General features: G+C 67.0%; 20 protein-coding genes. 14 read left to right on the top strand and 6 right to left on the bottom strand.

All coding sequences use genetic code 11. The features are described 5' to 3' along the window. Positions 1-154 precede the first annotated feature (154 nt). Positions 155-403: a hypothetical protein gene (locus AC3WOB_RS31415; RefSeq protein ID WP_492277221.1), complete on the bottom strand. Its 249-nt coding sequence runs from the start codon at positions 401-403 to the stop codon at positions 155-157. Between the two features lie 527 nt (positions 404-930). Between AC3WOB_RS31415 and AC3WOB_RS31410 the strand changes: the two genes are divergently transcribed. From AC3WOB_RS31410 to AC3WOB_RS31380, 7 genes are all read left to right on the top strand, one after another. Continuing rightward, complete coding sequence (locus AC3WOB_RS31410; protein ID WP_492277220.1) at positions 931-3282, top strand: bifunctional salicylyl-CoA 5-hydroxylase/oxidoreductase; 2352 nt, start codon at positions 931-933, stop codon at positions 3280-3282. Next, the gene (locus tag AC3WOB_RS31405; RefSeq protein WP_492277219.1) at positions 3279-4070 is read left to right on the top strand and encodes an SDR family NAD(P)-dependent oxidoreductase; all 792 of its coding nucleotides are present in this window, start codon (positions 3279-3281) and stop codon (positions 4068-4070) included. Before AC3WOB_RS31410 ends, AC3WOB_RS31405 begins: the two co-directional genes overlap by 4 nt. Positions 4071-4114: 44 nt before the next feature. Further along, the gene (locus AC3WOB_RS31400; RefSeq protein ID WP_492277218.1) at positions 4115-4972 is read left to right on the top strand and encodes an enoyl-CoA hydratase family protein; all 858 of its coding nucleotides are present in this window, start codon (positions 4115-4117) and stop codon (positions 4970-4972) included. 2 nt (positions 4973-4974) lie between these two features. Further along, positions 4975-6144 (top strand): acyl-CoA dehydrogenase family protein, encoded by a 1170-nt coding sequence (locus AC3WOB_RS31395; RefSeq protein ID WP_013391341.1) that lies wholly within the window; start codon positions 4975-4977, stop codon positions 6142-6144. 62 nt (positions 6145-6206) lie between these two features. Further along, positions 6207-7847 carry an AMP-binding protein gene (locus tag AC3WOB_RS31390; RefSeq protein WP_492277217.1) on the top strand — a complete coding sequence of 547 codons (1641 nt, stop codon included), beginning with the start codon at positions 6207-6209 and terminating at the stop codon, positions 7845-7847. Positions 7848-7867: 20 nt separating this feature from the next. Further along, positions 7868-8293 (top strand): acyl-CoA thioesterase, encoded by a 426-nt coding sequence (locus AC3WOB_RS31385; RefSeq protein ID WP_013391343.1) that lies wholly within the window; start codon positions 7868-7870, stop codon positions 8291-8293. Positions 8294-8335: 42 nt separating this feature from the next. Continuing rightward, complete coding sequence (locus tag AC3WOB_RS31380) at positions 8336-8740, top strand: RidA family protein (protein WP_492277216.1); 405 nt, start codon at positions 8336-8338, stop codon at positions 8738-8740. Between the two features lie 526 nt (positions 8741-9266). Here the strand turns inward: AC3WOB_RS31380 and AC3WOB_RS31375 are convergent. Then, positions 9267-10253 carry an AraC family transcriptional regulator gene (locus AC3WOB_RS31375; protein ID WP_492277215.1) on the bottom strand — a complete coding sequence of 329 codons (987 nt, stop codon included), beginning with the start codon at positions 10251-10253 and terminating at the stop codon, positions 9267-9269. Between the two features lie 280 nt (positions 10254-10533). Here AC3WOB_RS31375 and AC3WOB_RS31370 point away from each other — a divergent pair, with 280 nt between their 5' ends. From AC3WOB_RS31370 to AC3WOB_RS31345, 6 genes are read left to right on the top strand one after another with little or no spacing between them, the layout of a single operon-like run. After that, a complete protein-coding gene (locus AC3WOB_RS31370; RefSeq protein WP_492277214.1) occupies positions 10534-11712 on the top strand; it encodes an ABC transporter substrate-binding protein in 1179 nt (392 codons plus the stop codon). Positions 11713-11740: 28 nt separating this feature from the next. Then, the gene (locus AC3WOB_RS31365) at positions 11741-12985 is read left to right on the top strand and encodes a dienelactone hydrolase family protein (RefSeq protein ID WP_492277213.1); all 1245 of its coding nucleotides are present in this window, start codon (positions 11741-11743) and stop codon (positions 12983-12985) included. A gap of 9 nt (positions 12986-12994) precedes the next feature. Next, positions 12995-14341 carry an aromatic ring-hydroxylating dioxygenase subunit alpha gene (locus tag AC3WOB_RS31360; RefSeq protein WP_492277212.1) on the top strand — a complete coding sequence of 449 codons (1347 nt, stop codon included), beginning with the start codon at positions 12995-12997 and terminating at the stop codon, positions 14339-14341. After that, complete coding sequence (locus tag AC3WOB_RS31355; RefSeq protein ID WP_492277211.1) at positions 14332-14865, top strand: aromatic-ring-hydroxylating dioxygenase subunit beta; 534 nt, start codon at positions 14332-14334, stop codon at positions 14863-14865. The genes AC3WOB_RS31360 and AC3WOB_RS31355 overlap by 10 nt, the downstream gene beginning before the upstream one ends. Continuing rightward, complete coding sequence (locus tag AC3WOB_RS31350; RefSeq protein ID WP_013391350.1) at positions 14862-15473, top strand: cysteine hydrolase family protein; 612 nt, start codon at positions 14862-14864, stop codon at positions 15471-15473. Before AC3WOB_RS31355 ends, AC3WOB_RS31350 begins: the two co-directional genes overlap by 4 nt. Positions 15474-15486: 13 nt before the next feature. Continuing rightward, a complete protein-coding gene (locus tag AC3WOB_RS31345) occupies positions 15487-16293 on the top strand; it encodes an SDR family oxidoreductase (protein WP_492277210.1) in 807 nt (268 codons plus the stop codon). A gap of 18 nt (positions 16294-16311) precedes the next feature. Here the strand turns inward: AC3WOB_RS31345 and AC3WOB_RS31340 are convergent, their stop codons facing one another. Further along, complete coding sequence (locus AC3WOB_RS31340; protein ID WP_013391352.1) at positions 16312-18069, bottom strand: flagellar assembly protein A; 1758 nt, start codon at positions 18067-18069, stop codon at positions 16312-16314. Positions 18070-18328: 259 nt separating this feature from the next. Here AC3WOB_RS31340 and AC3WOB_RS31335 point away from each other — a divergent pair, with 259 nt between their 5' ends. Beyond that, a complete protein-coding gene (locus AC3WOB_RS31335; protein ID WP_013391353.1) occupies positions 18329-19081 on the top strand; it encodes a lytic transglycosylase domain-containing protein in 753 nt (250 codons plus the stop codon). Positions 19082-19114: 33 nt separating this feature from the next. On the opposite strand, the gene hemL is transcribed toward AC3WOB_RS31335, so the two are convergent. From hemL to AC3WOB_RS31320, 3 genes are read right to left on the bottom strand one after another with little or no spacing between them, the layout of a single operon-like run. Beyond that, on the bottom strand, positions 19115-20392 hold the full coding sequence (gene hemL, locus AC3WOB_RS31330; protein ID WP_013391354.1) for a glutamate-1-semialdehyde 2,1-aminomutase: 1278 nt from the start codon (positions 20390-20392) through the stop codon (positions 19115-19117). 5 nt (positions 20393-20397) lie between these two features. Then, positions 20398-21063 carry a thiamine phosphate synthase gene (thiE, locus tag AC3WOB_RS31325; RefSeq protein ID WP_013391355.1) on the bottom strand — a complete coding sequence of 222 codons (666 nt, stop codon included), beginning with the start codon at positions 21061-21063 and terminating at the stop codon, positions 20398-20400. Then, complete coding sequence (locus AC3WOB_RS31320; protein ID WP_413772865.1) at positions 21060-21869, bottom strand: bifunctional hydroxymethylpyrimidine kinase/phosphomethylpyrimidine kinase; 810 nt, start codon at positions 21867-21869, stop codon at positions 21060-21062. Before AC3WOB_RS31320 ends, thiE begins: the two co-directional genes overlap by 4 nt. Positions 21870-21889 lie beyond the last annotated feature (20 nt).

Raw genomic sequence — 21889 nt, 5'->3', positions numbered from 1 at the left:
CAGGCCGGCCGCGCGGGCGGCCTTTTGGGGCTTACGCGGTGTCTTGCGTCGCGCGATGGCGCTGCGCGCTGGTGGTGAGTGAATTTAGATGTCTCGGTTGCTGAAATGCGTAGGCCGATACGATCCTGGGCAGGCGGGATTGTGTCGTAGCGAGTCAGGCGACAAAGACGGCAAAGACGGCATAGACGACAAAGACGACAAAGACGGCAGTCAACCAACGATCGTCATTTGAACTCCAGTGCCGGATGGGTGGCGCGCGCGAGAAGCGCGTCATACGCAAATTGCCGTCCATCGCGCGCCACCCATCACCGCCCACCCCCCAAAAGCTGGATACCACTAGCAAGCCGCCCATCGCACGCGCGCAAGCGCACACAATAGAAATCAACAAAATCACGTATGTCATTCTCGGCCGCCCGCGCGGCCGAGAATGACGGGCACTGCAAGAGTCGTCCCTGACCACGGCTCCAGCAGCGCAACAAGCCCAGACACCGTTAGCTCGTCGGCGCAGGCGGGGTGGCGGCTCGCAACCTCGATGCGCCCGACGGAATCCGAAGGCAGCCGCCGCAGGCGGCCACGAGGATGAGGCAGGGGCAGTCCGGAGCGAAGGCTCCGGACCGCAATCGTGGGCGCGAGCCGCCACCCCGCCTGCGCCGACGAGCGGCCTACGGGTAGCAACTGGCCATAGCAACAACGGCCCAAAGCGACAGTGGTCTCCCACAAAACCCTAGGCCTTCAGCAACGAACTTAATCCCGTCGCACACAGAAAGACCGTCCCCATTTACCCACCCCCAAGTATCTAGATACTTTCCCCATTTGCACCCCGCCACCTTCAGGTATATATTTCAAGCCTAAACTATCCAGGTTTAAATATCTGCGGCCCCAGCTCCAGGAATTCAGAGCGGTAGTCGCTTACCACGGAGCGTTACGGCAATGAAAATAGTCTGCATCGGCGGTGGCCCCGCCGGCCTGTATTTCGGTCTGCTCATGAAGCTGCAGGACCCCGCCAACGAAGTCACCGTGATCGAGCGCAACCGCCCTTACGACACCTTCGGCTGGGGCGTGGTGTTCTCCGACGCCACCATGCAGAACCTGCGCGAGGCCGATCCGGTTTCCGCCCAGACCATCGGCGACGCCTTCAACCACTGGGACGACATCGACATCAACTTCAAAGGCCGCAGCATCCGCAGCGGCGGCCACGGCTTCATCGGCATTGGCCGCAAGAAGCTGCTGAACATCCTGCAGGCGCGTTGCGAGGATGTGGGCGTGAAGCTGGTGTTCGAGAACTTCGTGCAGGACGACCAGGCCATTGCCCGCGAATACGACGCCGACCTGGTGATCGCCTCGGACGGCATCAACAGCCAGGTCCGCACGCGTTATGCGGACACTTTCCACCCGGATATCGACCAGCGCCGCTGCCGTTTCGTGTGGCTGGGCACCAAGAAGGTGTTCGACGCCTTTACCTTCGCTTTCGTGCAGACCGAGCACGGCTGGTTCCAGGCGCACGCCTATCGCTACGAAGACGGCATGTCCACCTTCATCGTGGAAACGCCCGAGGAAACCTGGCAGGCGGCCGGGATCGAGCAGATGAGCCAGGAAGAGGGCATTGCCTACTGCGAAAAGCTGTTCGCGCCCTGGCTGGATGGCAACCCGCTGATCAGCAACGCCACGCACCTGCGCGGCTCGGCCATCTGGATCCGTTTCCCGCGCGTCATCTGCAACACCTGGGTGCACTGGAACACGCTCGACACCGCCCGCGGCGAGCGTCGCGTGCCCGTGGTGCTGATGGGCGACGCCGCCCACACTGCGCACTTCTCGATCGGCTCCGGCACCAAGCTGGCGCTGGAGGATTCCATCGAACTGGCGCGCTGCCTGAGCGGCGCCGAAGGCAGCGTGGAAGCTGGCCTGAAGCACTACGAAGAAGTGCGCAGCGTCGAAGTGCTGAAGATCCAGAATGCCGCTCGCAACTCCACCGAATGGTTCGAGAACGTCGAGCGCTATGCCGACCTGGAACCCGAGCAGTTCGCCTATTCGCTGCTGACCCGCTCGCAGCGGATTTCGCACGAGAATCTGCGGCTGCGCGATCCGGCCTGGTTGGAAGGCTTCGAGCGCTGGATCGCGGAACGTGCCGGCGCCGCCGGCGCGCCGGGCCAGCGGCCCGCGATTCCCATGCTGACGCCTTACCAGGCGCGCGGCGTGCGGCTGAAGAACCGCATCATGGTGTCGCCGATGGCCATGTATTCCTGCACCGACGGCGTGCCGGGGGATTTCCATCTGGTGCACCTGGGCGCGCGCGCCATGGGCGGAGCCGGGCTGGTCATGGTCGAGATGACCTGCGTGTCGCCGGACGGCCGCATCACGCCGGGCTGCCCGGGTCTGTGGAATGACGAACAGCGCGACGCGTTCGCTCGCATCGTCGGCTTTGTGCATGGCAACAGCGATGCCCGCATTGGTCTGCAGCTGGGCCACGCCGGCCGCAAGGGTTCCACGCAGCTGGGTTGGCAGAAGATCGACCACCCGCTGGCCGAGGGTAACTGGCCGCTGATGTCGGCGTCCGCCCTGCCGTATATCGAAGGCGTGTCGCAGACGCCGCAAGCCATGACGCGCGCCGACATGGACGACGTGCGCGACAACTTCGTCGCCGCCGCGCGCCGCGCCGAGCAGGCGGGTTTCGATTGGCTGGAGCTGCACTGCGCCCACGGCTACCTGCTGTCCAGCTTCATCTCGCCGCTGACGAATCATCGCACCGACGAATACGGCGGCAGCCTGGAGAACCGCCTGCGCTTTCCGCTGGAAGTGTTCCACGCGGTCCGCGCCGTCTGGCCCGAGACCAAGCCCATGTCGGTGCGGATTTCCGCCAGCGACTGGGTCGAAGGCGGCATCACCGCCGATGACGCGGTGGCGATCGCGCGTCATTTCAAGGACGCCGGCGCCGACATGATCGACTGCTCGTCCGGCCAGGTCAGCAAGGAAGAGAAGCCGGTCTACGGACGCATGTTCCAGACCCCCTTCGCCGATCGCGTGCGCAACGAGGCCGGCATCCCGACCATCGCGGTGGGCGCCATCTTCGAGGCTGACCACGCCAACGGCATCATCGCCTCGGGTCGCGCCGACCTCTGCGCCCTGGCGCGTCCCCATTTGGCTGACGCCTCTTGGACGCTACGCGAAGCGGCGCGGGTGGGCTACCGTGATGTTTCGTGGCCGAGCCAGTACTTCGCCGGCAAGCGCCAACTGGAAACCAACTTCGAACGCGCCGCCGCCATGGCGCAACTGGACATCAAATGAACGCAACTCCGCTCCCGCTGGCCGGACGCCACGCCTTGGTGACGGGCGGCGCCCGCGGCATCGGGCTGGCCTGCGCCCGGGCGCTCTTGCAGCGCGGCGCGCGTGTCACGCTGCTGGGCCGCGACGGCGCGGCGCTGGACGCCGCCACCGACAGCCTGGCCAGCCTGGGCCAGGTGCAGGCCGTCAGCGCCGACATTGCGAACGAAACCTCGGTGCGGGCGGCTTTCGCCCAGGCGGAGGCCGAGTTCGGTCCGGTGCTGGTGCTGGTGAACAACGCCGGCCAAGCGGTGAGCCAACGCTTTGACCGTACCGACGCGGCGCTGTGGCAGTCCATGCTGGACGTCAACCTGACCGGCACCTTCCACTGCATCCAGGCCGCCTTGCCCGGCATGCTGCAAGAAAAATGGGGCCGGGTAATCAACGTCGCCAGCACGGCCGGCCTGATCGGCTATGGCTACGTCAGCGCCTATTGCGCCGCCAAGCACGGTGTGATCGGCTTGACCCGTTCGCTGGCGCTGGAAACCGCGCAAAAGGGCGTCACGGTCAATGCCGTCTGCCCCGGCTACACGGAAACCGACATCGTGCGCGGCGCGGTCTCGAACATCGTCGACAAGACCGGCATGACCGCGGACGAGGCCCGCGCCAAGCTGGCCGAACGCAACCCCCAGGGCCGGCTGGTGCAGCCCGAGGAAGTGGCCGAGACGGTCGCCTGGCTGGCCTTGCCGGCCTCGGCCTCGGTCAACGGCCAGGCCATTGCCGTAGACGGCGGCGAAGTGATGACCGGCTGACGCCGGCGCCCCATCCACCCACCCAATTCACGAACGGAGACACCATGAGCACCCAGCCTGAAGAGCACACCATGAAGCACCACAAGCGTCCGTTTGCCGGCTACCAGGCCAAGACGTTCCTGTGGCAGGTGTCGGCCGACGGCAAGATCGGCACGGTGACGCTGAACCGCCCCGAGCGCAAGAATCCGCTGACGTTCGACTCCTACGCCGAACTGCGCGACCTGTTCCGCGCGCTGGTGTACGCCACCGACATCAAGGTTGTGGTGGTGACGGGCGCGGGCGGGAACTTCTGCTCCGGCGGTGACGTGCACGAGATCATCGGGCCGCTGACCAAGATGACCATGCCCGAGCTGCTGGACTTCACCCGCATGACGGGCGACCTGGTCAAGGCCATGCGCGCCTGCCCGCAACCCATCGTGGCGGCGGTCGACGGCATCTGCGCAGGCGCCGGCGCGATGGTGGCGCTGGCCTCGGACATGCGCCTGGGCACGCCCGCCGCGCGGACTGCCTTCCTGTTCACGCGCGTGGGTCTGGCCGGCGCCGACATGGGCGCTTGCACCCTGCTGCCGCGCATGATCGGCCAGGGCCGCGCTTCCGAACTGCTTTACACGGGCCGCGCCATGACGGCGGAAGAGGGCGCCAGCTGGGGCTTCTTCAACGCCCTGCATGAACCGGGCGCGCTGGCCGACGCCGCGCAGACGCTGGCCGCGCAATTGGCCGCGGGGCCGACCTTCGCCCACGGCGTGACCAAGAAGCTGTTGCACCAGGAATGGAACATGGGCGTGGACGAGGCCATCGAGGCCGAAGCCGAGGCCCAGGCCATCTGCATGCAGACGCGCGATTTCCGCCGCGCCTACGATGCCTTCGTGGCCAAGCAAAAGCCCGTCTTCCAAGGGGATTGAGCATGCGCGACGCAAGCTGGCTGGATTGGCCGTTTTTCGACGATGCGCACCGCAAGCTGGCGCACGAGGTCGACGCCTGGTGCGAGGCGTCCCTGGGCGACGTGGATCACCATGACGCCGATGGCGCCTGCAAGAAACTGGTGCGCGCCATGGGCGAGGCCGGCTGGCTGCGCTACGCGGTCGCGGGCGGCCCTGGCGGCGCCTGGGGCGGCGCGCTGCCGGAAGTGGATTCGCGCGCCGTCTGCATCCTGCGCGAAACCCTGGCCCGCCATGAAGGGCTGGCCGACTTCGCCTTCGCCATGCAGGGCCTGGGTAGCGGCGCCATTTCGCTGATGGGCTCGGACGAGCTGCGCCAGCGCTACCTGCCGCGCGTGGCCCGCGGCGAAGCCATCGCGGCCTTCGCGCTGTCGGAACCCGACGCGGGCTCGGACGTGGCGGCGATGGCCTGCGAAGCCAAGCTGGACGGCGACCATTACGTGCTGAACGGCGCCAAGACCTGGATTTCCAACGGCGGCATCGCCGACTTCTATTGCGTGTTCGCGCGCACCGGCGAAGCCCCCGGCGCGCGCGGCATCAGCGCCTTCGTGGTGGATGCCGATACGCCGGGCTTCGAGGTCAGCGAACGTATCGAGCTGATCGCGCCGCACCCGTTGGCCACCATCACGTTCGACAACTGCCGCATTCCGGTGTCGCACCGGCTGGGCGACGCGGGCCAGGGTTTCAAGCTGGCCATGATGACGCTGGACATCTTCCGTGCCTCGGTGGCGGCGGCGGCGCTGGGCTTTGCACGCCGGGCGCTGGACGAAGGGCTGGCGCGCTCCAAGTCGCGACGCATGTTTGGCCAGACCTTGTCGGACCTGCAATTGACGCAGGCCGCGCTGGGCGACATGGCGACCGCCATAGACGCTTCGGCGCTGCTGACATACCGCGCGGCCTGGATGCGCGATGTGCTGAAGCAGCGCACCACGCGCGAAGCGGCAATGGCCAAGATGACGGCCACGGAATCGGCTCAGACCGTGATCGACCGTGCCTTGCAGATGTTTGGCGGCGCGGGCGTGGTGTCGGGGATGCCGGTGGAAAAGCTTTACAGGGAAATACGCGCGCTGCGGATTTACGAAGGCGCGACCGAAGTGCAGAAGTTGATCATTGCCCGTGAACTGCTGAAGGCGTAAGGCAGCCATCGAGCTCCGTCGTCCCGGCACAGCAAAAACACCGCAATAGCAAGGGGAATTCCATGGAAGCATCCGCCCACATCGACACTTTCGCCCGGGACAATCTGCCCCCGGGCGAACAATGGCCAGAGTTCCTGCTCGACGGCCCCGACGTGGCCTATCCGAAACGCTTCAATTGCGCGGTCGAGCTGGTGGACGCCATGGTCGAACGCGGCCATGGCGAGCGCGTCGCGCTGCGCTGGAGCCAGGACGGCAAGCCGGCCACCATGACCTACCGCGAGCTGGCCGCGCTGACCAATCGAATTGCGCGCGTGCTGGCCGAGGACATGGGCCTGGTGCCGGGCAACCGCCTGCTGCTGCGCGGGCCGAATAATCCGATGATGGCCGCGTCCTGGTTGGCGGCGATCAAGGCGGGCTTGGTCACGGTGCCGACGATGCCGCTGCTGCGCGCCAAGGAGCTCAAGCAGATCATCGACAAGGCGCAGATCCAGGCGGTGCTGTGTGATGCCCGCCTGAAGGACGAGGCGGAGTTCTGCACGCAGCCCAGCCATGAGCATCATTGCCCGGGCCTGACGAAGGTCATGTACTTCAACGATAAGGCGCCGGATGCGCTGGACGCGTTGGCCGCGGCCAAGCCGGACGATTTCAAGGCTTGCGATACGGCGGCCGACGATGTCTGCCTGATCGCCTTCACCAGTGGCACGACCGGCGCGCCCAAGGGCTGCATGCACTTCCACCGCGACGTGCTGGCGATGTGCGACCTGTTTCCCAAGCATGTGATCAAGCCGGGGCCGGACGATATTTTCTGCGGCACGCCGCCGTTGGCTTTCACCTTCGGCCTGGGCGGACTGCTGTGCTTCCCGCTGCGGGTGGGCGCGAGCACGGTGCTGGCTGAGAAGCTGTCGCCGGAAAGCCTGCTGCAGCTGATCCAGGATTTCCGCGCCACCATCGTGTTCACGGCGCCGACGTTCTACCGCCAGATGGCGGCGCTGGTCGGCAAGTTCGACCTGTCGTCGCTGCAGAAGAGCGTGTCGGCGGGCGAGGCGCTGCCGGACGCGACGCGCCAGCTGTGGAAGCAGGCTAGCGGCATTGAGATGATCGACGGCATCGGCGGCACGGAAATGATCCATGTGTTCGTGTCGAGCCCGCCAGAGTCGGTCAGGGCGGGGGCCATCGGCCGCGTGGTGCCGGGTTATGTGGCGCAGATCGTGGATGACGAGATGAAGCCGGTGCCGAATGGCACGGTGGGCCGGCTGGCGATCAAGGGTCCGACCGGCTGCCGCTATCTGGCGGACGAGCGCCAGCTGCGTTTCGTGCAGCAGGGTTGGAACCTGCCGGGGGATACCTTCCTGCAGGACGACGATGGCTACCTCTTTTACCAGGCGCGCAATGACGACATGATCGTTTCGGCCGGCTACAACATCGCTGGACCTGAGGTCGAGGACGCGCTGTTGCGTCACGAAGCCGTGGCGGAGTGCGGCGTGGTGGGCGCGGCGGACGATGAGCGCGGCCAGGTGGTGAAGGCGTTCGTGGTGCTGAAGCCGGGCTATGAGGCCGGCAATGAGCTGGTCGCGGCGCTGCAGCAGTTCGTGAAGGCCAATATCGCGCCCTACAAGTATCCCCGTGCCATCGAGTTTGTCGAGGCGCTGCCGCGCACCGAAACCGGCAAGCTGCAGCGGTTTGCGCTGCGCAAGATGGCCTGAACCGGCAACAAGGAAATTCCATGGCAGCCCCTTTCATCAGCCAGGTCGAAGTCCGCTTCCGTCATTGCGATCCGGCGGGCATTGTTTTCTACCCTCGCTATTTCGAGATGATCAATGACTTTGTCGAGGAGTGGTTCGACAAGGGCATGGGGTTGCCGTTTCATGCGCTGCACGTGGAGCGGCACATCGGTACGCCGATGGCGTCGGTGCAGTGCGATTTCAGCGCGCCCAGCCGCTGGCACGAGCGTTTGCGCCAGGTGCTGGAAGTGCAGCGCATCGGCGGCGCGTCGTTCAAGGCGTTGGTGCGTTTCGAGGGGCCGGATGGCCAGTTGCGTTTGTCGGCGACGCTGACGATCGTGACGGTGGATTTGCGGACGATGAAGTCCATGCCGCTGCCTGCGGATCTGCGGGAACGCATGCAGGCTTATCTGGTTCCCGCGGCGTAAGCGGCGGGGATCGTTTGCTTTTCTTAAATATAGGATGACGTTATGAAGATTCTGCAACCGCCGGATTGGATGGCGCCCCGGGGCTATTCGAATGGCGTGCTCACTGAGATGCAGGTGGGCAGCAAGCTCGTGTTTGTGGGCGGGCAGGTGGGGTGGAATGGCCAGCAGCAGTTCGAGTCGGACGATCTGGCCGATCAGGTGCGGCAGACGCTGGCGAACATCGTCGCGATTCTGGCCGAGGGCGGCGCGAAGCCTGAGCATATCGTCCGGATGACGTGGTACGTGACGGATAAGGACGAGTACGTGGCGGCTTATCCGGCTATCGGCAGGCATTACCGCGAGTACATCGGCCGGCATTTTCCGGCGATGACGGCGGTGGAAGTGGCGGATCTGGTTGAGGATCGGGCCAAGGTTGAGATCGAGGTTACTGCTGTGGTGCCGGCGTAGTAATTGCCGGTTGCTCCTGGGCGCCGAGGGTTGGTTGATTGCTGACCTTCGGTGCTTTTTTTGCGGTCTTTGAGTTCTTGAGATGGCCGGTTCTTCGGCACTGTCGCGTTCGGTGGCGGTTGCTGGTTCTTGAGACGCCCGGCGCGGCGGCGGCCCGGCATGCGCGGGGCTGCGATTGCGGTCCGGAGCCTTCGCTCCGGACTTCCCCTGCCTCATCCTCGTCCAGGCCTGCGGCCTTCCCTACGGATTCCGTCGGGCTTATCGACGCCCCGCGCATGCCGGGCCGCCGCCGCGCCGGGCTCTGGCAAGTGCTGTGGACGTCAGCGGGGGCGGGTGGGGTTCTTGGGGTTCTGCTCGGCGGTGGTTTTGCGCCGATGATCTTGCGGGGCCCGCCCCATGCCGGCCGCGCTGGCGGCCTCTTGGGGCTTACGCGGTTTCGTGCGTTGTGATGCTTGGTGGCTGTTGGTGCCGCTAGTGTCGTTGCTGTCTTTGACGCGCGGCGTGATGCTCTGCGTCCGATGCCGTTTTATCCCGTCACCCGCCGTGTCTCGCGCGGCAATTCTCCGAAACGTTCGCGGTAGTACTCCGAGAACCGTCCCAAATGTCCGAACCCTACTCCCAGCGCCACTTCCGTGACGCTGGCGGCTGTGCTCGTTCGTAGGCGGCTCCTGGCTTCGTCCAGCCGCAGCGCCCGCAGCGCGTTCATCGGCGTGGTGTCGCGGTGCTCCTGGAACAGGCGGGTCAGCGCGCTGGCGCTGGCGCCGGCGTGGCGGGCGATGTCGGCCAGGGTAAGCGGGGCGGCGAGGTGGTCACGCATATAGGTTTCGGCGGCGCTCAGCCGCCGCGGGACGGCGGGGGCGATGCCGGCGTGCGTCTGCCAGCTGTTGGGCTGGTTGTAAAGCAGGTGCAGCACCAAGGTGTCTTCCAGGTGTTCGAGCCAGGCGGCGGGCGGGCGCGGGGCGCCGTCGTCCAGGGTGGGCAGCAGGTGGATCAGGCTTTCGACCATGCTGCGCCAGACGGCGCCGACGGGATTGTCCAGGCGCAGGGCGGGGCTGAAGTCCAGCGGGCGGGTGGCGGCCTCGCCGAAGGCGCGCAGGCCTATGGCTTCGAGTTTGCCGCGGGGGATCTTGAGCAGCAGTTGTTCGCAGCCGGCCTCCCAATGCAGCTTCAGCGGGCGGTTGGGGGCGATGACGGCGGCGCAGTCGGGGTCGGCGTCGACGCGGTCGTTGCCGCATTCGATACAGGCGCGGCCGCGCAGGGGGACCTGGACCAGCATGAAGTCCTGCAGGCGGTCGGGTTCGATGTGGACTTCGGCGCCGTAGCGCAGCGTACAGACGGTCAGTGAGCCGAAGCGGCCGCGGTTCAGTTCGGCATCGACGCGGCCGCCTTTCCAGGTGAGGCGGTGTTCTTTCAGGGCTTCGGAGACGAGGGTGCGCGTCTCGTCCTGCTGGGTGGAGCTGAAGACGCGCCGTTTGAGCAGGGGCGCTAGCGTGAGTCGGGACCAGCCGTGCATGGATGCCTCCGGGACGGGAACGCTCCCGTGTTACTGCCGAGGGTAATTTAAACGGCTAGGACTTGGAATTAAGTGATTCCCGGATAAGGCTGACGGAATCCGGATAGAGCGGCCCCCGGGCGCGGCCTAATCTAGCCGGCAGGCCCTTCGCGTGTTGGTTGGAGGGCGGCGCCGCGACGCGTAAGCTGGCGGCGTTGTTCGGCAGCATGCGTAGTCCGACGGCAGACGGGTTCTGTCAGCTTTCCGCCGGCGTGGCCGGGCGGGGATAACGGGGTGGCTCATGAATCGAAATCTATGGAGCCGGCGCGCGCTGGCTGCGCTGGTGTGCATGACGGCGGCGGCGGGCGCCACGGCGGCGGACAAGGTCAAGGTGGGCTTGTTGACCACCTTGTCGGGTCCGGGCGCGGCGCTGGGCAATGAGATCCGCGACGGCTTCAATCTGGCGCTGCAGCATACGGGCGGCAAGCTGGGCGGGTTGCCGGCGGAAGTGGTGGTGGCGGACGATCAGCAGAAGGCGGACGCCGGCCGTCAGGCGGTGGAGCGGCTGTTGAAGCGCGACCGGGTGGATGTGATGACGGGCATCGTGTTCTCGAACGTGCTGCTGCCGGTGATGCCGGCCATCCTGCAGTCGGGGACCATCTACCTGAGTACCAATACCGGGCCGGAAAACTATGCGGGCGCGGGCTGTAATCCGAATTTCTTCGCGGTGGCTTGGCAGAACGAGGATATCCCGGCCGCGATGGGCAAGTACGCCAGCGACCAGGGCTACAAGAGCGTGGCGCTGATCGCGCCGGACTATCCGGGCGGGCGGGAGTCGCTCAATGGTTTCAAGCGCTTGTACAAGGGCGGGCTTTCCGAAGAGATCTACACCCAGCTCGGGCAGCTGGACTATGGCGTGGAGATCACGCGGCTGCGCGCCAGCAAGCCGGATGCGGTGTTCTTCTTTTTGCCGGGCGGCATGGGCGTGAACTTCATCAAGCAGTTCAATGGCGCTGGCCTGTCCAAGGAGATCGCGTTGCTGGCGCCGGGTTTCTCGGGCGACGAGGACACGATCGCGGCGGTGGGTGCGCCCATCGAGGGCATGCGCAATACCTCGCAGTGGGCGCTGGAACTGGACAACCCGGCCAATCGCAAGTTCGTCGAGGACTTCAAGAAGACCTATAACCGCAGCCCCACGCTGTATGCCTCGCAGGGCTATGACGCGGCCATGTTGCTGGATAGCGCGGTGCGCCAGACCGGCGGCAAGCTGGAGGCGGACGCGCTGCGTCCGGCACTGCGGCGCGCGGATTTCAAGTCGGTGCGGGGCGATTTCAAGTTCAACCGCAACCAGTATCCGGTGCAGAACTATTACCTGCGCATCGTCGAGGCGGGGGCGGGGGGCAAGCTGTCGAATAAGCTGTCGGGCACGGTGCTGACCCAGTACCAGGACCCTTTCGCCGCAGCCTGCCAGATGAAGTAGGGCGGACATCCGCAATAAGGAGATACGTATGACCCAGAACATTACGACGCGCGAAGTGACGGTGGCCTCGCATGACGGCAAGTCCTTCGGCGCCTATCTGGCCGTGCCGGCGTCCGGGCATGGCCCGGGCCTGGTGCTGTGCCAGGAGATATTCGGCGTGAACGACTTCATGCGGCGCGCGGCGCAGCTGCTGGCCGAGGAAGGTTATGTGGTGCTGGTGCCGGACCTGTTCTGGCGCCAGCAGCCGGGCATCCAGTTGACCGACGGCCCGGCCGACATGCCGCGCGCGTTCGAGCTCTACCAGGGCTTTGACGTTGAGCTGGGCTTGCAGGACATCGCGTCCACCATCGCCACGCTGCGCGGGCTGCCCGAGAGGCAGGGCGGGGTGGGCGTGCTGGGCTATTGCCTGGGCGGCAAGCTGGCCTACCTGGCTGCCTGCCGCACCGATGTGGACGTGGCCATCGGCTACTACGGCGTGGGCATCGAGAATAGCCTGGACGAGGCATCGGAATTGCGCGGCCGGCTGGTGCTGCACATCGCCGAGCAGGACGGCTTCTGTCCGCCGGAAGCGCGCCAGCGCATCCTGGAGGCGCTGGGCAACAAGCCTGGAGTACAGATCTACGTCTATCCGGGCATGGACCATGCGTTTGCGCGTACGGGCGGGGACCACTACGACAAACCGTCGGCGCTGATGGCGCATCAACGCAGCATGGCCGCCTTGCAGCGCGCCATCGGGCCGGAGTTCGACTACTCCTACCTGTGGGACAAGCATTGCGAATACGAATTCGGCACGCGTGACGTGGCGGCGACGATGGCCACCATGGTGGCCGAACCCTATGTGAACCATATCCCTACCATGACCGGGGGCGTGGGCCATAAGGAACTGAGCCGCTTCTACCAGCACCACTTCGTCAACAGCAATCCGCCGGACACGCGCCTGGTGCCGTTGTCGCGCACGGTGGGCGCCACGCAGATCGTGGACGAACTGCTGTTCTGTTTCACGCACACCACCGAGATCGATTGGCTGCTGCCGGGCGTGAAGCCCACCGGCAAGTATGTGGAGATCCCGCTCATCGCCATCGTCAAATTCCGCGGCGACAAGCTCTATCACGAGCACATCTATTGGGACCAGGCCAGCGTGCTGGTGCAGGTGGGCCTGCTGGACCCCAAGGGCTTGCCCGTGGCCGGCCGCGAGACCGCCGCCAAGCTGCTGGACGAGACCCTGCCGTCGAACACGCTGATGGCGCGCTGGAAAGAAAGCGAGAACAAGTAGGAGCCCGACATGTCATACACCGAAGAGCAATTGGCCGCGATGGTGCGCGGCGACAGCGTGCACCGCGGCGTCTACACCGACCCCGCCATCTTCGATTTGGAGATGCAGCGGATCTACGGCCGCGCCTGGATCTATGTGGGCCATGAAAGCCAGGTGCCGAAGACGGGCGACTATCACACCACGCGTCTGGGCGACCAGGACGTGCTGATGGTGCGCGCCACCGACGGCCGCGTGCACGTGCTGTACAACCGCTGCCCGCACAAGGGCGCCAAGGTGGTGGCCGACGGCGAAGGCTGTGTCGGCAAGTTCTTCCGCTGCCCCTATCACGCCTGGACCTTCAAGCTGGACGGCAGCCATCTGGGCGTGCCCTTGAAACAGGGGCTGGAGGGTACTGCCTACGATCCCGCCGATCCGTCCTTTTCGATGCGCCGGGTGGCGCGGGTGGAAAGCTATCGCGGCTTTGTGTTCGCCAGCCAGGCCAAGGAAGGGCCGGCGCTGGAGGACTTCCTGGGCGGCGTGCGTTCGTCGATCGACAACCTCTGCGACCGTTCGCCGGTGGGCGAGGTGGAAGTGGCTGGTGGCATCTTCCGCGTGATGCAGCGCTCGAACTGGAAGGTGTTCTACGAGAACCTGCACGACACCATGCATGCCCGCGTCACGCATGAATCTTCCTATGCCGCGGCCCGCGACGAGGCCAAGGAAATGGGCGAGATGCCGCTGGAGCTGCACATCATGGACGGCAACGGCGAACCTTATGAGTTCTGGGAGAAACTGGAACTGCGCGCCTACGCCAACGGCCACGGCTACATGGAAGGCATTTTCAATCCGGGAGCGGCCGAGCGCGACCCGGTGTCGCGCGCGCATTTCGAAACGCTGACCGCGGCCTATGGCGAGACGCGCGCCCGCGAGATCCTGGGCATGAACCGGCACAACACGGTGATCTACGGCAGCGGCTCGCCCCACACGGTGTTCCAGCAGTTCCGCGTGATCCGGCCGATCGCCGTGGACCGCACCATGATCGAGATCCAGACCTTCCGCTGCAAGGGCGCGCCGGACGGCGTGTTCAAGCGCGCCATGCTGTACGCCAACGTCATCAATTCGCCCTCGTCCAACGTCATGCCGGATGACATCGAACTCTACAACCGCTGCCAGGAAGGCAACGCCACGCGCGGCGGCGAATGGGTCAGCATGCACCGCTACCACGGCAGCGACCGCAGCGACGCCGACGGCATGGTGTCGGTCAACGGCACCAGCGAACTGCCCATGCGCAACCAGTTCGACGCCTGGAAGACCTATATGGAAGCCGGCCCCGCCGCTACCGAAGCCGCCGCCACCGGAGACCGCTCATGCTGCTAGACCTGGATTTCGACGTGAGCACCGAGGGACTGTCGCCGGCCGAGGTACCGGCCGACGCCTACCATCGCATCGCGCAGTTCCTGTACCGCGAGGCGCGCCTGCTGGACGAGCGCCGCTACGATGATTGGCAGGCGCTGTGGACGCCGGACGGCATGTACTGGATGCCGCGCGTGCCGGGCCAGCAAAGCCCTTACGACCATATCTCGCTGTTCTGGGAAGACCGCATGTTGCGCGACGTGCGCATCCGCCGGCTGGAGCATCCGCGCAACTGGTCGCAGCAACCGCCCACGCGCAGCGCGCGGCTGGTGGGCGCGGTGGAGATCGAGGGGGTAGATGCCGCCGGCAACCTGGTGGTGCACTCCACCTTCCAGATGACGGAATGGCGCAAGCGCCAGCCGCGCCAACTGGCGGGCCGCTACACCCACAAGCTGGCCGCCGAGGGCGATAGCTGGCGCATCCGCATGAAGCGGGTGGACCTGGTCAATTGCGACGACGTGCATGACGTGTTCGAGGTGTTCGTGTGACGGCGGCCGACGCCGCGGTGCTGGCGCTGCACTTCCAGAATGACGTGCTGCACCCCGAGGGCAAGATCCGTGTCGGCCTGGACGCGGACAGCGGGGCGCGCCAGCGCCTGCTGGACAACGCCGCGGCGCTGCTGGCCGGGGCGCGGGCCCATGATCTGCCCATCGTGCACGTGCGCATCGCCTTTCGCCCGGACTACGCCGACCTGATGGCCAACTGCCCCATTTTCCGCAACGTGGCCGCCATCGGCGCGGTGCCGGAAGGGCAGTGGGGCAGCGCCTTCTATGAGGGCCTGCAGCCGCTGGCCGGGAGCGCGCGCGAGTTCGTGGTGAAGCACACCCGCATCAGCGCCTTCTATGGCACACCGCTGGAAGAGACGCTGCGGCTCTTGGGCGCACGCCGGCTGGTGGTGGCGGGAGTCGCCACGCATTCGGTGGTGGAAGGCACGGTGCGGCACGCCGCCGACATTGGATTCGAGGTCATGGTGGCGCAGGACGCCTGTGCTTCCGCCGACCCGGCGGTGCACGACGCGTCGCTGGCCAGCATGCGCCTGATTGCGCAAACCGGGCCGGTGGCGGAAGCTGTGCGCTGGGCCGCCGCGCCGCATTGATCGAGGATTCATCATGGATTTCACAGGCTTTCCCGGACTGGCCGGCAAGACCGCCATCGTCACCGGCAGCACCCAGGGGCTGGGCGCGGACATCGCGCGCGGGCTGGTCGCGGCCGGCGCCAACGTGGTGCTGGTCGGGCGCAATGCCGAGGCCGGGCGCGCACTTGAAAAGGAACTGGACGGCCGCGCGCTGTACTGCGAAACCGACATCGGGCAGGACAGCCAGATACAGCGCTGCATCGACGCGGCGGTGACGCGCTTCGGGCGGCTGGACATCCTGGTCAACAACGCTTGCCAGTACGCGGACCGGGGCCTGGCTTCGTCGCGCGAGGAATGGCACAGCACGCTGGACACCAACCTGGTGTCGGCCGCCATCTTCACGCAGCTGGCCGCGCCCTTGCTGCGGCGCGGCGGCGTGGTGGTGAACATGGGCAGCACGGGCGGCAAGTTCGGCGCGGCCGGACGCGCGCTTTATCCGGCGTCCAAGGCGGCGCTGCTGCAGATCACCAAGAACTTCGCGGTGGAGCTGGCGCCGGCTGGCGTGCGGGTGCTGGCGGTGTCGCCTGCCTGGACCTGGTCGCCGTCGGTGGAACAGTTGTCGGGCGGTTCGCGCCCGGCCGCGGACGCGGTGGGCGCGCATTTCCATCCGCTGGGGCGGGTAGGGTCGGGCGAGGAGATCGCCGCGGCCGTGTGCTTTGCCTGCTCCGACGCGGCGTCGTGGATGACGGGCGTGGATATTCCCGTGGACGGCGGCTTTTCCATCCTGGGGCCGGACCGCGGCATTTCGCCGCGCACCTGGTTCAAGGAGCTGGCGCCCTGAGGGCGCCGGCGGGCGGGGTCAGCGGATGACGATCTGCCCTTCTTCCACGGCGGCCTTGCCGCCGATCTGGTCTTCCAGGAATTCCTGCACCTTGTTGCCCACCTGAATCGTCACGCCGCTGCAGAAGCGGCGCGCGGCCTGGATGGTGGCGCTGGCCAGGGGTTGCAGATCCAGCACCAGTTGGGCTTCCTCCGCGTCCAGCGCCAGCAGGTCCTGGCTGAGCTTGACGTGGGTATTGCGGGCGCGGTCGGCCACGTCGCCCGGGGCGCGCTGGGGATTGGCCTTCAGGAACATCAGCAGTTGTTCCAGCTTGGATTTTTCCTCGTGCATCTTCTGGCGCTTGCGCGCCAGCGCCGCGCGCTTGATGTCCGCGTGCGGGTCCAGGCCAGCCTGCACCAGCGTCGGAATGCCCGAGGGCGAGCCTATGGTGCCGGCGCGCACTGCCTGCATGGCGCGGGTCTGGCCGCCGGTGATGGCGCTTTGCTGGGTGTTGGGAGGGCCGACATTGACGCCGCCGCCGGCCGCGATGCTGCTCTGGCGGACCTCGCGTTCGACGTCCACATCCTTGCCCGCGCTGATGACGGCGTTCTCGATGAACTTGGCGCGCAGCGCGCCGCCACAGACGACGCGGGCGGTGCGCGCGGCGGCGGCGGCGTCCTGCAGGGCTTCGGCCAGGCCGATGATGCCGCCCTTGACCGTCACGTTGCCGCCGGCCTCGACCAACGCGGCCTCCATGGTGCCGTTGACGACTACGTCGCCCGTCACGTGGACTTCCATGGTGGCGGCGATGTCGCCGCGCACCAGCAGCGAGCCTTCGAAATGGATGTTGCCGGTGCTGAGGTTGACGGCGTCCACCTCGACCATGGGGTTGACCTGCACGCCGTGGCTGACCAGGGTGGGCGTGCCGGCGATGGCGGCGCGCAGCAGCAGCGGATCTTCGGGATCGACGACGGCGCCGGCCAGGTCGCTGGCGAACGGCGTGTCGGGCAGTTCATCGGGCAGGATAGGTTCGCCCAGCACGGTGGCGCCGTCCACGCCGGGCAGGGGCGGCGTGCGCCGCATCAGGGGCATGCCGGGCGTTACCAGCAACAGGCTGCCCAGGTCGCGGTAGTCCACTTGGGCAAGTTCGTCGATGTCCTGGCCGCGCGGCTTGAGGCGGTCCAGCAGGCTTTCGAAGCGGGTCGGCGTGCCGCGGGTGGGCGGCGTGCCGCGGGCGATCTGCGTGGTTTCGCGGCGGCCCTGTGTAACGGCGTCGATCAGTTCCTGTTCCAGGATGCCGTGGACGATGCCGCGCTCGGCCAGCACCTGGCGCACGGCTTCCAGGGTGACAGGCTTGCCGCCCTTGGGCGGGAGCAGGGTCAGCAGGGCGGACATGCGCGCGGCGTCCAGCTCCAGCTCGAGCGAGCCGTCGATGACCTGGCCTACCGGAGCCTGCACGGTTTCCGTGGCGTGGCGGCACAGGTCGATGAAGGTCAGGACGGCCTGGCTGTCGAGCGCTTCGGCGCCCCAGCCTTGAGCGACTGCTGCGGCCGCCAGGGTGTCCCAGCTGGGCAGGTCGGCATTGGCGTGGGGACGCGGCTCGGCGTCATCGTCGGCGACAGCGACGCTGGCCTCGGCATCGAGGGCGGCTGCGCCGTCGGTCTCGGCCGCGGCGGCTGGCGAGGCGGGCGCAAAGGCGGAATCTGCGGCTCCGGGACGCGCGGGCGGCGTGTAGACCGCCGTCAGGACGTTGGTCGTGGCGTCCAGCGTCAGCAGGAGCGTGTTTTCTGCGTCCATCTTGCCTCTCCAGCCTGACTTTTCCGTCAGGTGAAATTATTTGGTAATCATAGGAAATATTAAGTCATATTCTAGCCCAAGGGCATCAGGCTACTGGAAAGTAGGTGAGGCAAATTCCGCCGCATGCCCTAGTTCTGGCCCTGTTTGCCTTGGTTTTCTCCTGGGATGGCGACCGTCCGGCCAGGACTAGGACGTCGGTACTAGCGACAAAATGGCGTAGCCGCCGCAGCATAGGAACTCGATTACGGAGCCCGATCCCATGCACCGCCATCCCCGTCCCGTCCTGCCGGCCCTGCGCGCCCTTCTGGCGCGCGCCGGCAGCATGGCGGCGCTGGCGGCCGTCGTAGGGGGCGTGCTGGCGCTGGCGCCCGCCAGTCCCGCCCAGGCGGCCGACATCTATCGCTACAAGGATCCTTACGGCGTCTGGCGGTCGATGAAGGTACCCACGGGCTACGCCAAGTATTACAAGCGGGCGCAGGCCAGGACTGTCTGGCGCGGCAACAGCGTGAAGGTCTGTCTGGAATGCGAGCCCAAGTCCGGCGACGGCGCGCGCCTGGTGACGCTGTCCTCTGCCACCCGCGCGCAGCGCTGGGGCGACCTCAAGGTGCCGCAGGCGCACGACGGGCTGATTGCGCGCGCGGCCCGCGAGTCTGGCGTGGATCAGGCGTTGATAACAGCAGTGATCGCGATCGAATCGGGGTTTCGCAGCGATGCGCGCTCGCCCAAGGGGGCGCTGGGCCTGATGCAGCTGATGCCGGCCACGGCGGCGCCGCTGTTGTCGGTGACGGACGTGGAGACGGCGCTGGTGGATCCGGCCACCAATGTGAACGCGGGTTCGCGCCATTTGCGCCGGCTGATCGACCAGTACCCAGGCCGGCTGGATCTGGCGCTGGCGGCCTATAACGCGGGGGAAGGGGCGGTACGCAAGTACGACGCCGTGCCGCCCTATGCGGAAACCCAGGCATACGTCCGGGATGTGACGGCCTTGTACGAGCATTACAAGGCCCCGTGAGGGGAGCGGCCGCGGGCCGGCTCCCCGGCGTCGCTACATCGACGCGAAGACCTTTTCGGCGATATCCAGCGTGGACTTGATCACCGCGTCGTCGTGCGTGGCCGAAACGAAGCCCGCTTCGAAGGCGGACGGCGCGAAGTGCACGCCGTGGTCCAGCATGGCGTGGAAGAAGCGATTGAACGCCGCCGTGTCGCAGGCCGAGACCTCGGCGAACGAGGTCGGCACCTGGTCGCTGAAGTAGATGCCGAACATGCCGCCCACCGAATCGGCCGAGAAGGCCAGGCCGGCGGCGCGGGCGCGTTCCTGCAGGCCCTGGGCCAGCTTGGCGGTCTGGGTCGACAGCTTGTCGTAGAAGCCGGGAGCGCCGATCAGGCGCATCGTGGCCAGGCCCGCGGCCACGGCCACCGGGTTGCCCGACAGCGTGCCCGCCTGGTAGACGCCGCCCAGCGGCGCGATGTTCTTCATGATTTCGGCGCTGCCGCCAAAGGCGCCCACCGGCATGCCGCCGCCGATCACCTTGGCCAGCGTGGTGATGTCGGGCTGGACGCCGGTCAGGCCCTGCACGCCTTGCGGACCGACGCGGAAACCCGTCATCACTTCGTCGAAGATCAGCAACGCGCCGTGCTGCGTGCAGACTTCGCGCAGGCCTTCCAGGAAGCCCGGGGCCGGCTTGATCAAGTTCATGTTGCCGGCGACCGGCTCGACGATGATGCAGGCGATGTCGGCGCCGTGCTGGGCGAAGGCTTCGCGCACGGCGTCCAGGTTGTTGTATTCCAGGGTCAGCGTGTGCGAGACGAATTCCGGCGGCACGCCGGCCGAGCTGGGGTTGCCGAAGGTCAGCAGGCCCGAGCCGGCCTTGACCAGCAGGCTGTCCGAATGGCCGTGGTAGCAGCCTTCGAACTTCACGATCTTGGCGCGCCCGGTGGCGCCGCGGGCCAGGCGGATGGCCGTCATGGTCGCTTCCGTGCCCGAGCTGACCAGGCGCACCTGTTCCAGCGAGGGCAGGCGCGAGATCAGCACTTCGGCCAGTTCGATTTCCGCTTCGGTCGGAGCGCCGAAGGACAGGCCGTTGACGGCGGCTTCCTGCACCGCGCGCACCACTTCGGGATGCGAATGGCCGAGGATGGCGGGGCCCCAGGAACCCACATAATCGATGTACTGCTTGTCTTCCGCGTCCCACACGTACGGACCCTGCGCGCGCTTGATGAAGCGCGGCGTGCCGCCCACGGAGCGGAAGGCGCGCACGGGCGAATTGACGCCGCCGGGGATGCTGCGGCAGGCGCGTTCGAAAAGCTGAGCGTTACTGGACATGGCGTTCAAGGCTTGCGGTTGGGGTTGACGGAGTAGGGCGCGGAGCATGCGGCCGCGGCGGCCCGGATGCTGGGCGCCTCGAAAAGCGCGGTGATGACGGCGATGGCGTCGGCGCCGGCCTGCGCCACCAGCGGCGCGTTGTCGGGCGTGATGCCGCCGATGGCGACGACCGCGGGCCGGGGGGCATCGCAGTTGTCTGTGAGGCGGCGGGCTTCGGTCAGGACCGAGAGCGGCGCGCGCACGGTGTCGGGCTTGACGCTGGAGGCGTACATGGCGCCGAAGGCGATATAGTCCGCGCCCGCGGCCAGCAGTTCCTGCGCGCGGCCCAGGTCGTCGTAGCTGGAACCGCCCAGGATCAGGTCGGGGCCGGCCTCGGCGCGGATGCGCGCCAGGCTTTCGTCCTCGCGGCCGACGTGCGCGCCATCGGCGCCCACCTCCAGCGCCAGGCGCCAGTCGTCATTGATCAGGAACAGCACGCCGAGCTCGCGGCATAGCGGCGCCAGTGCGCGGGCCTGCGCGGCGCGCACGGCGTCGGGCACATTCTTGCGGCGCAACTGCAGCGAACGCATGCCGCCGTCGGCGGCCTGGCGCACCGCCAGCAGCAGGCGGTCGGTATCGTCCCATTCTGGGGTGACGCCGTACAGGCCGGTGGGGAAACGCAGCGCTTTCATTGGGCGGGAATCCGGTTGGGGATGCGCCGGCCCATGCCCGGCAGGAAGCTGGCGGCGACCGCGGTATCGGCATGCGCCAGGCCTTGGCGCACGGCTTCCGGCATTTCCAGGCCGCGCGCCAGCATGGCCGCGATGGCAGTGGCAGCTACGCCGCCGGCGTCGCCGTTGCGGTCCGGGGGCGCCTGCCAGGGCAGGGTGGCGGTTTGGCCGTTGGGGCCGAGCAGCATGTTGGCGTAGTGGCCGGGCCGCTGCGGACTGCCCAGGACCAGCACCCATTCCGCGCCCGCCGCGACCAGGGCGTGCATCGGCGTCGGTGCGTCCCCGATATCGATGTCGCCGTCGGCGTGCCACTGCGCCAGGCGCAGGTGCTCGATGACCAGCAGGTCGGTCTGCGGCAGCACCAGTTCGAGGGTGGCGGCCAGCAGGTCGTCGGCTTCGTCCTCGTCGGCGGCGTCGGCCGGCGGCTGGGCGCGCTGGCCCAGATGCAGGACCAGCGGCACCTGGCTGTAGTCGGCGGCGACCTGCGCCGCGACGCTGGCAGTTTCCGCGGTGTATAGTCCGCCCACCTTGATGGCCTGTACGGACATGTCCTCGAGCAGGCAGCGCGCCTGGTCGTCCAGCAGGTCGGGTGTAACGGGATGGATTTCTTCGATGCCGGCGGTGTCCCGCACGGTCAGCGCGGTTACGGCCGCCAGACCATGGCAGCCCAGGCCGGCGCAGGTGACGGCGTCTGCCGGCAAACCGTCGGAACCCGAGGGGTCGAGCGGACCGAAGACCAAAACGAGAGGGGGAGTAACGGGGGCCACGTGGACAGCGCTAGAGTAGG

The organism is Achromobacter sp. FW305-C-30-7 (genome assembly GCF_058783105.1).
Note: the sequence above shows the minus strand (reverse complement) of the source record. Positions and strands in the feature narration are given on the sequence as shown.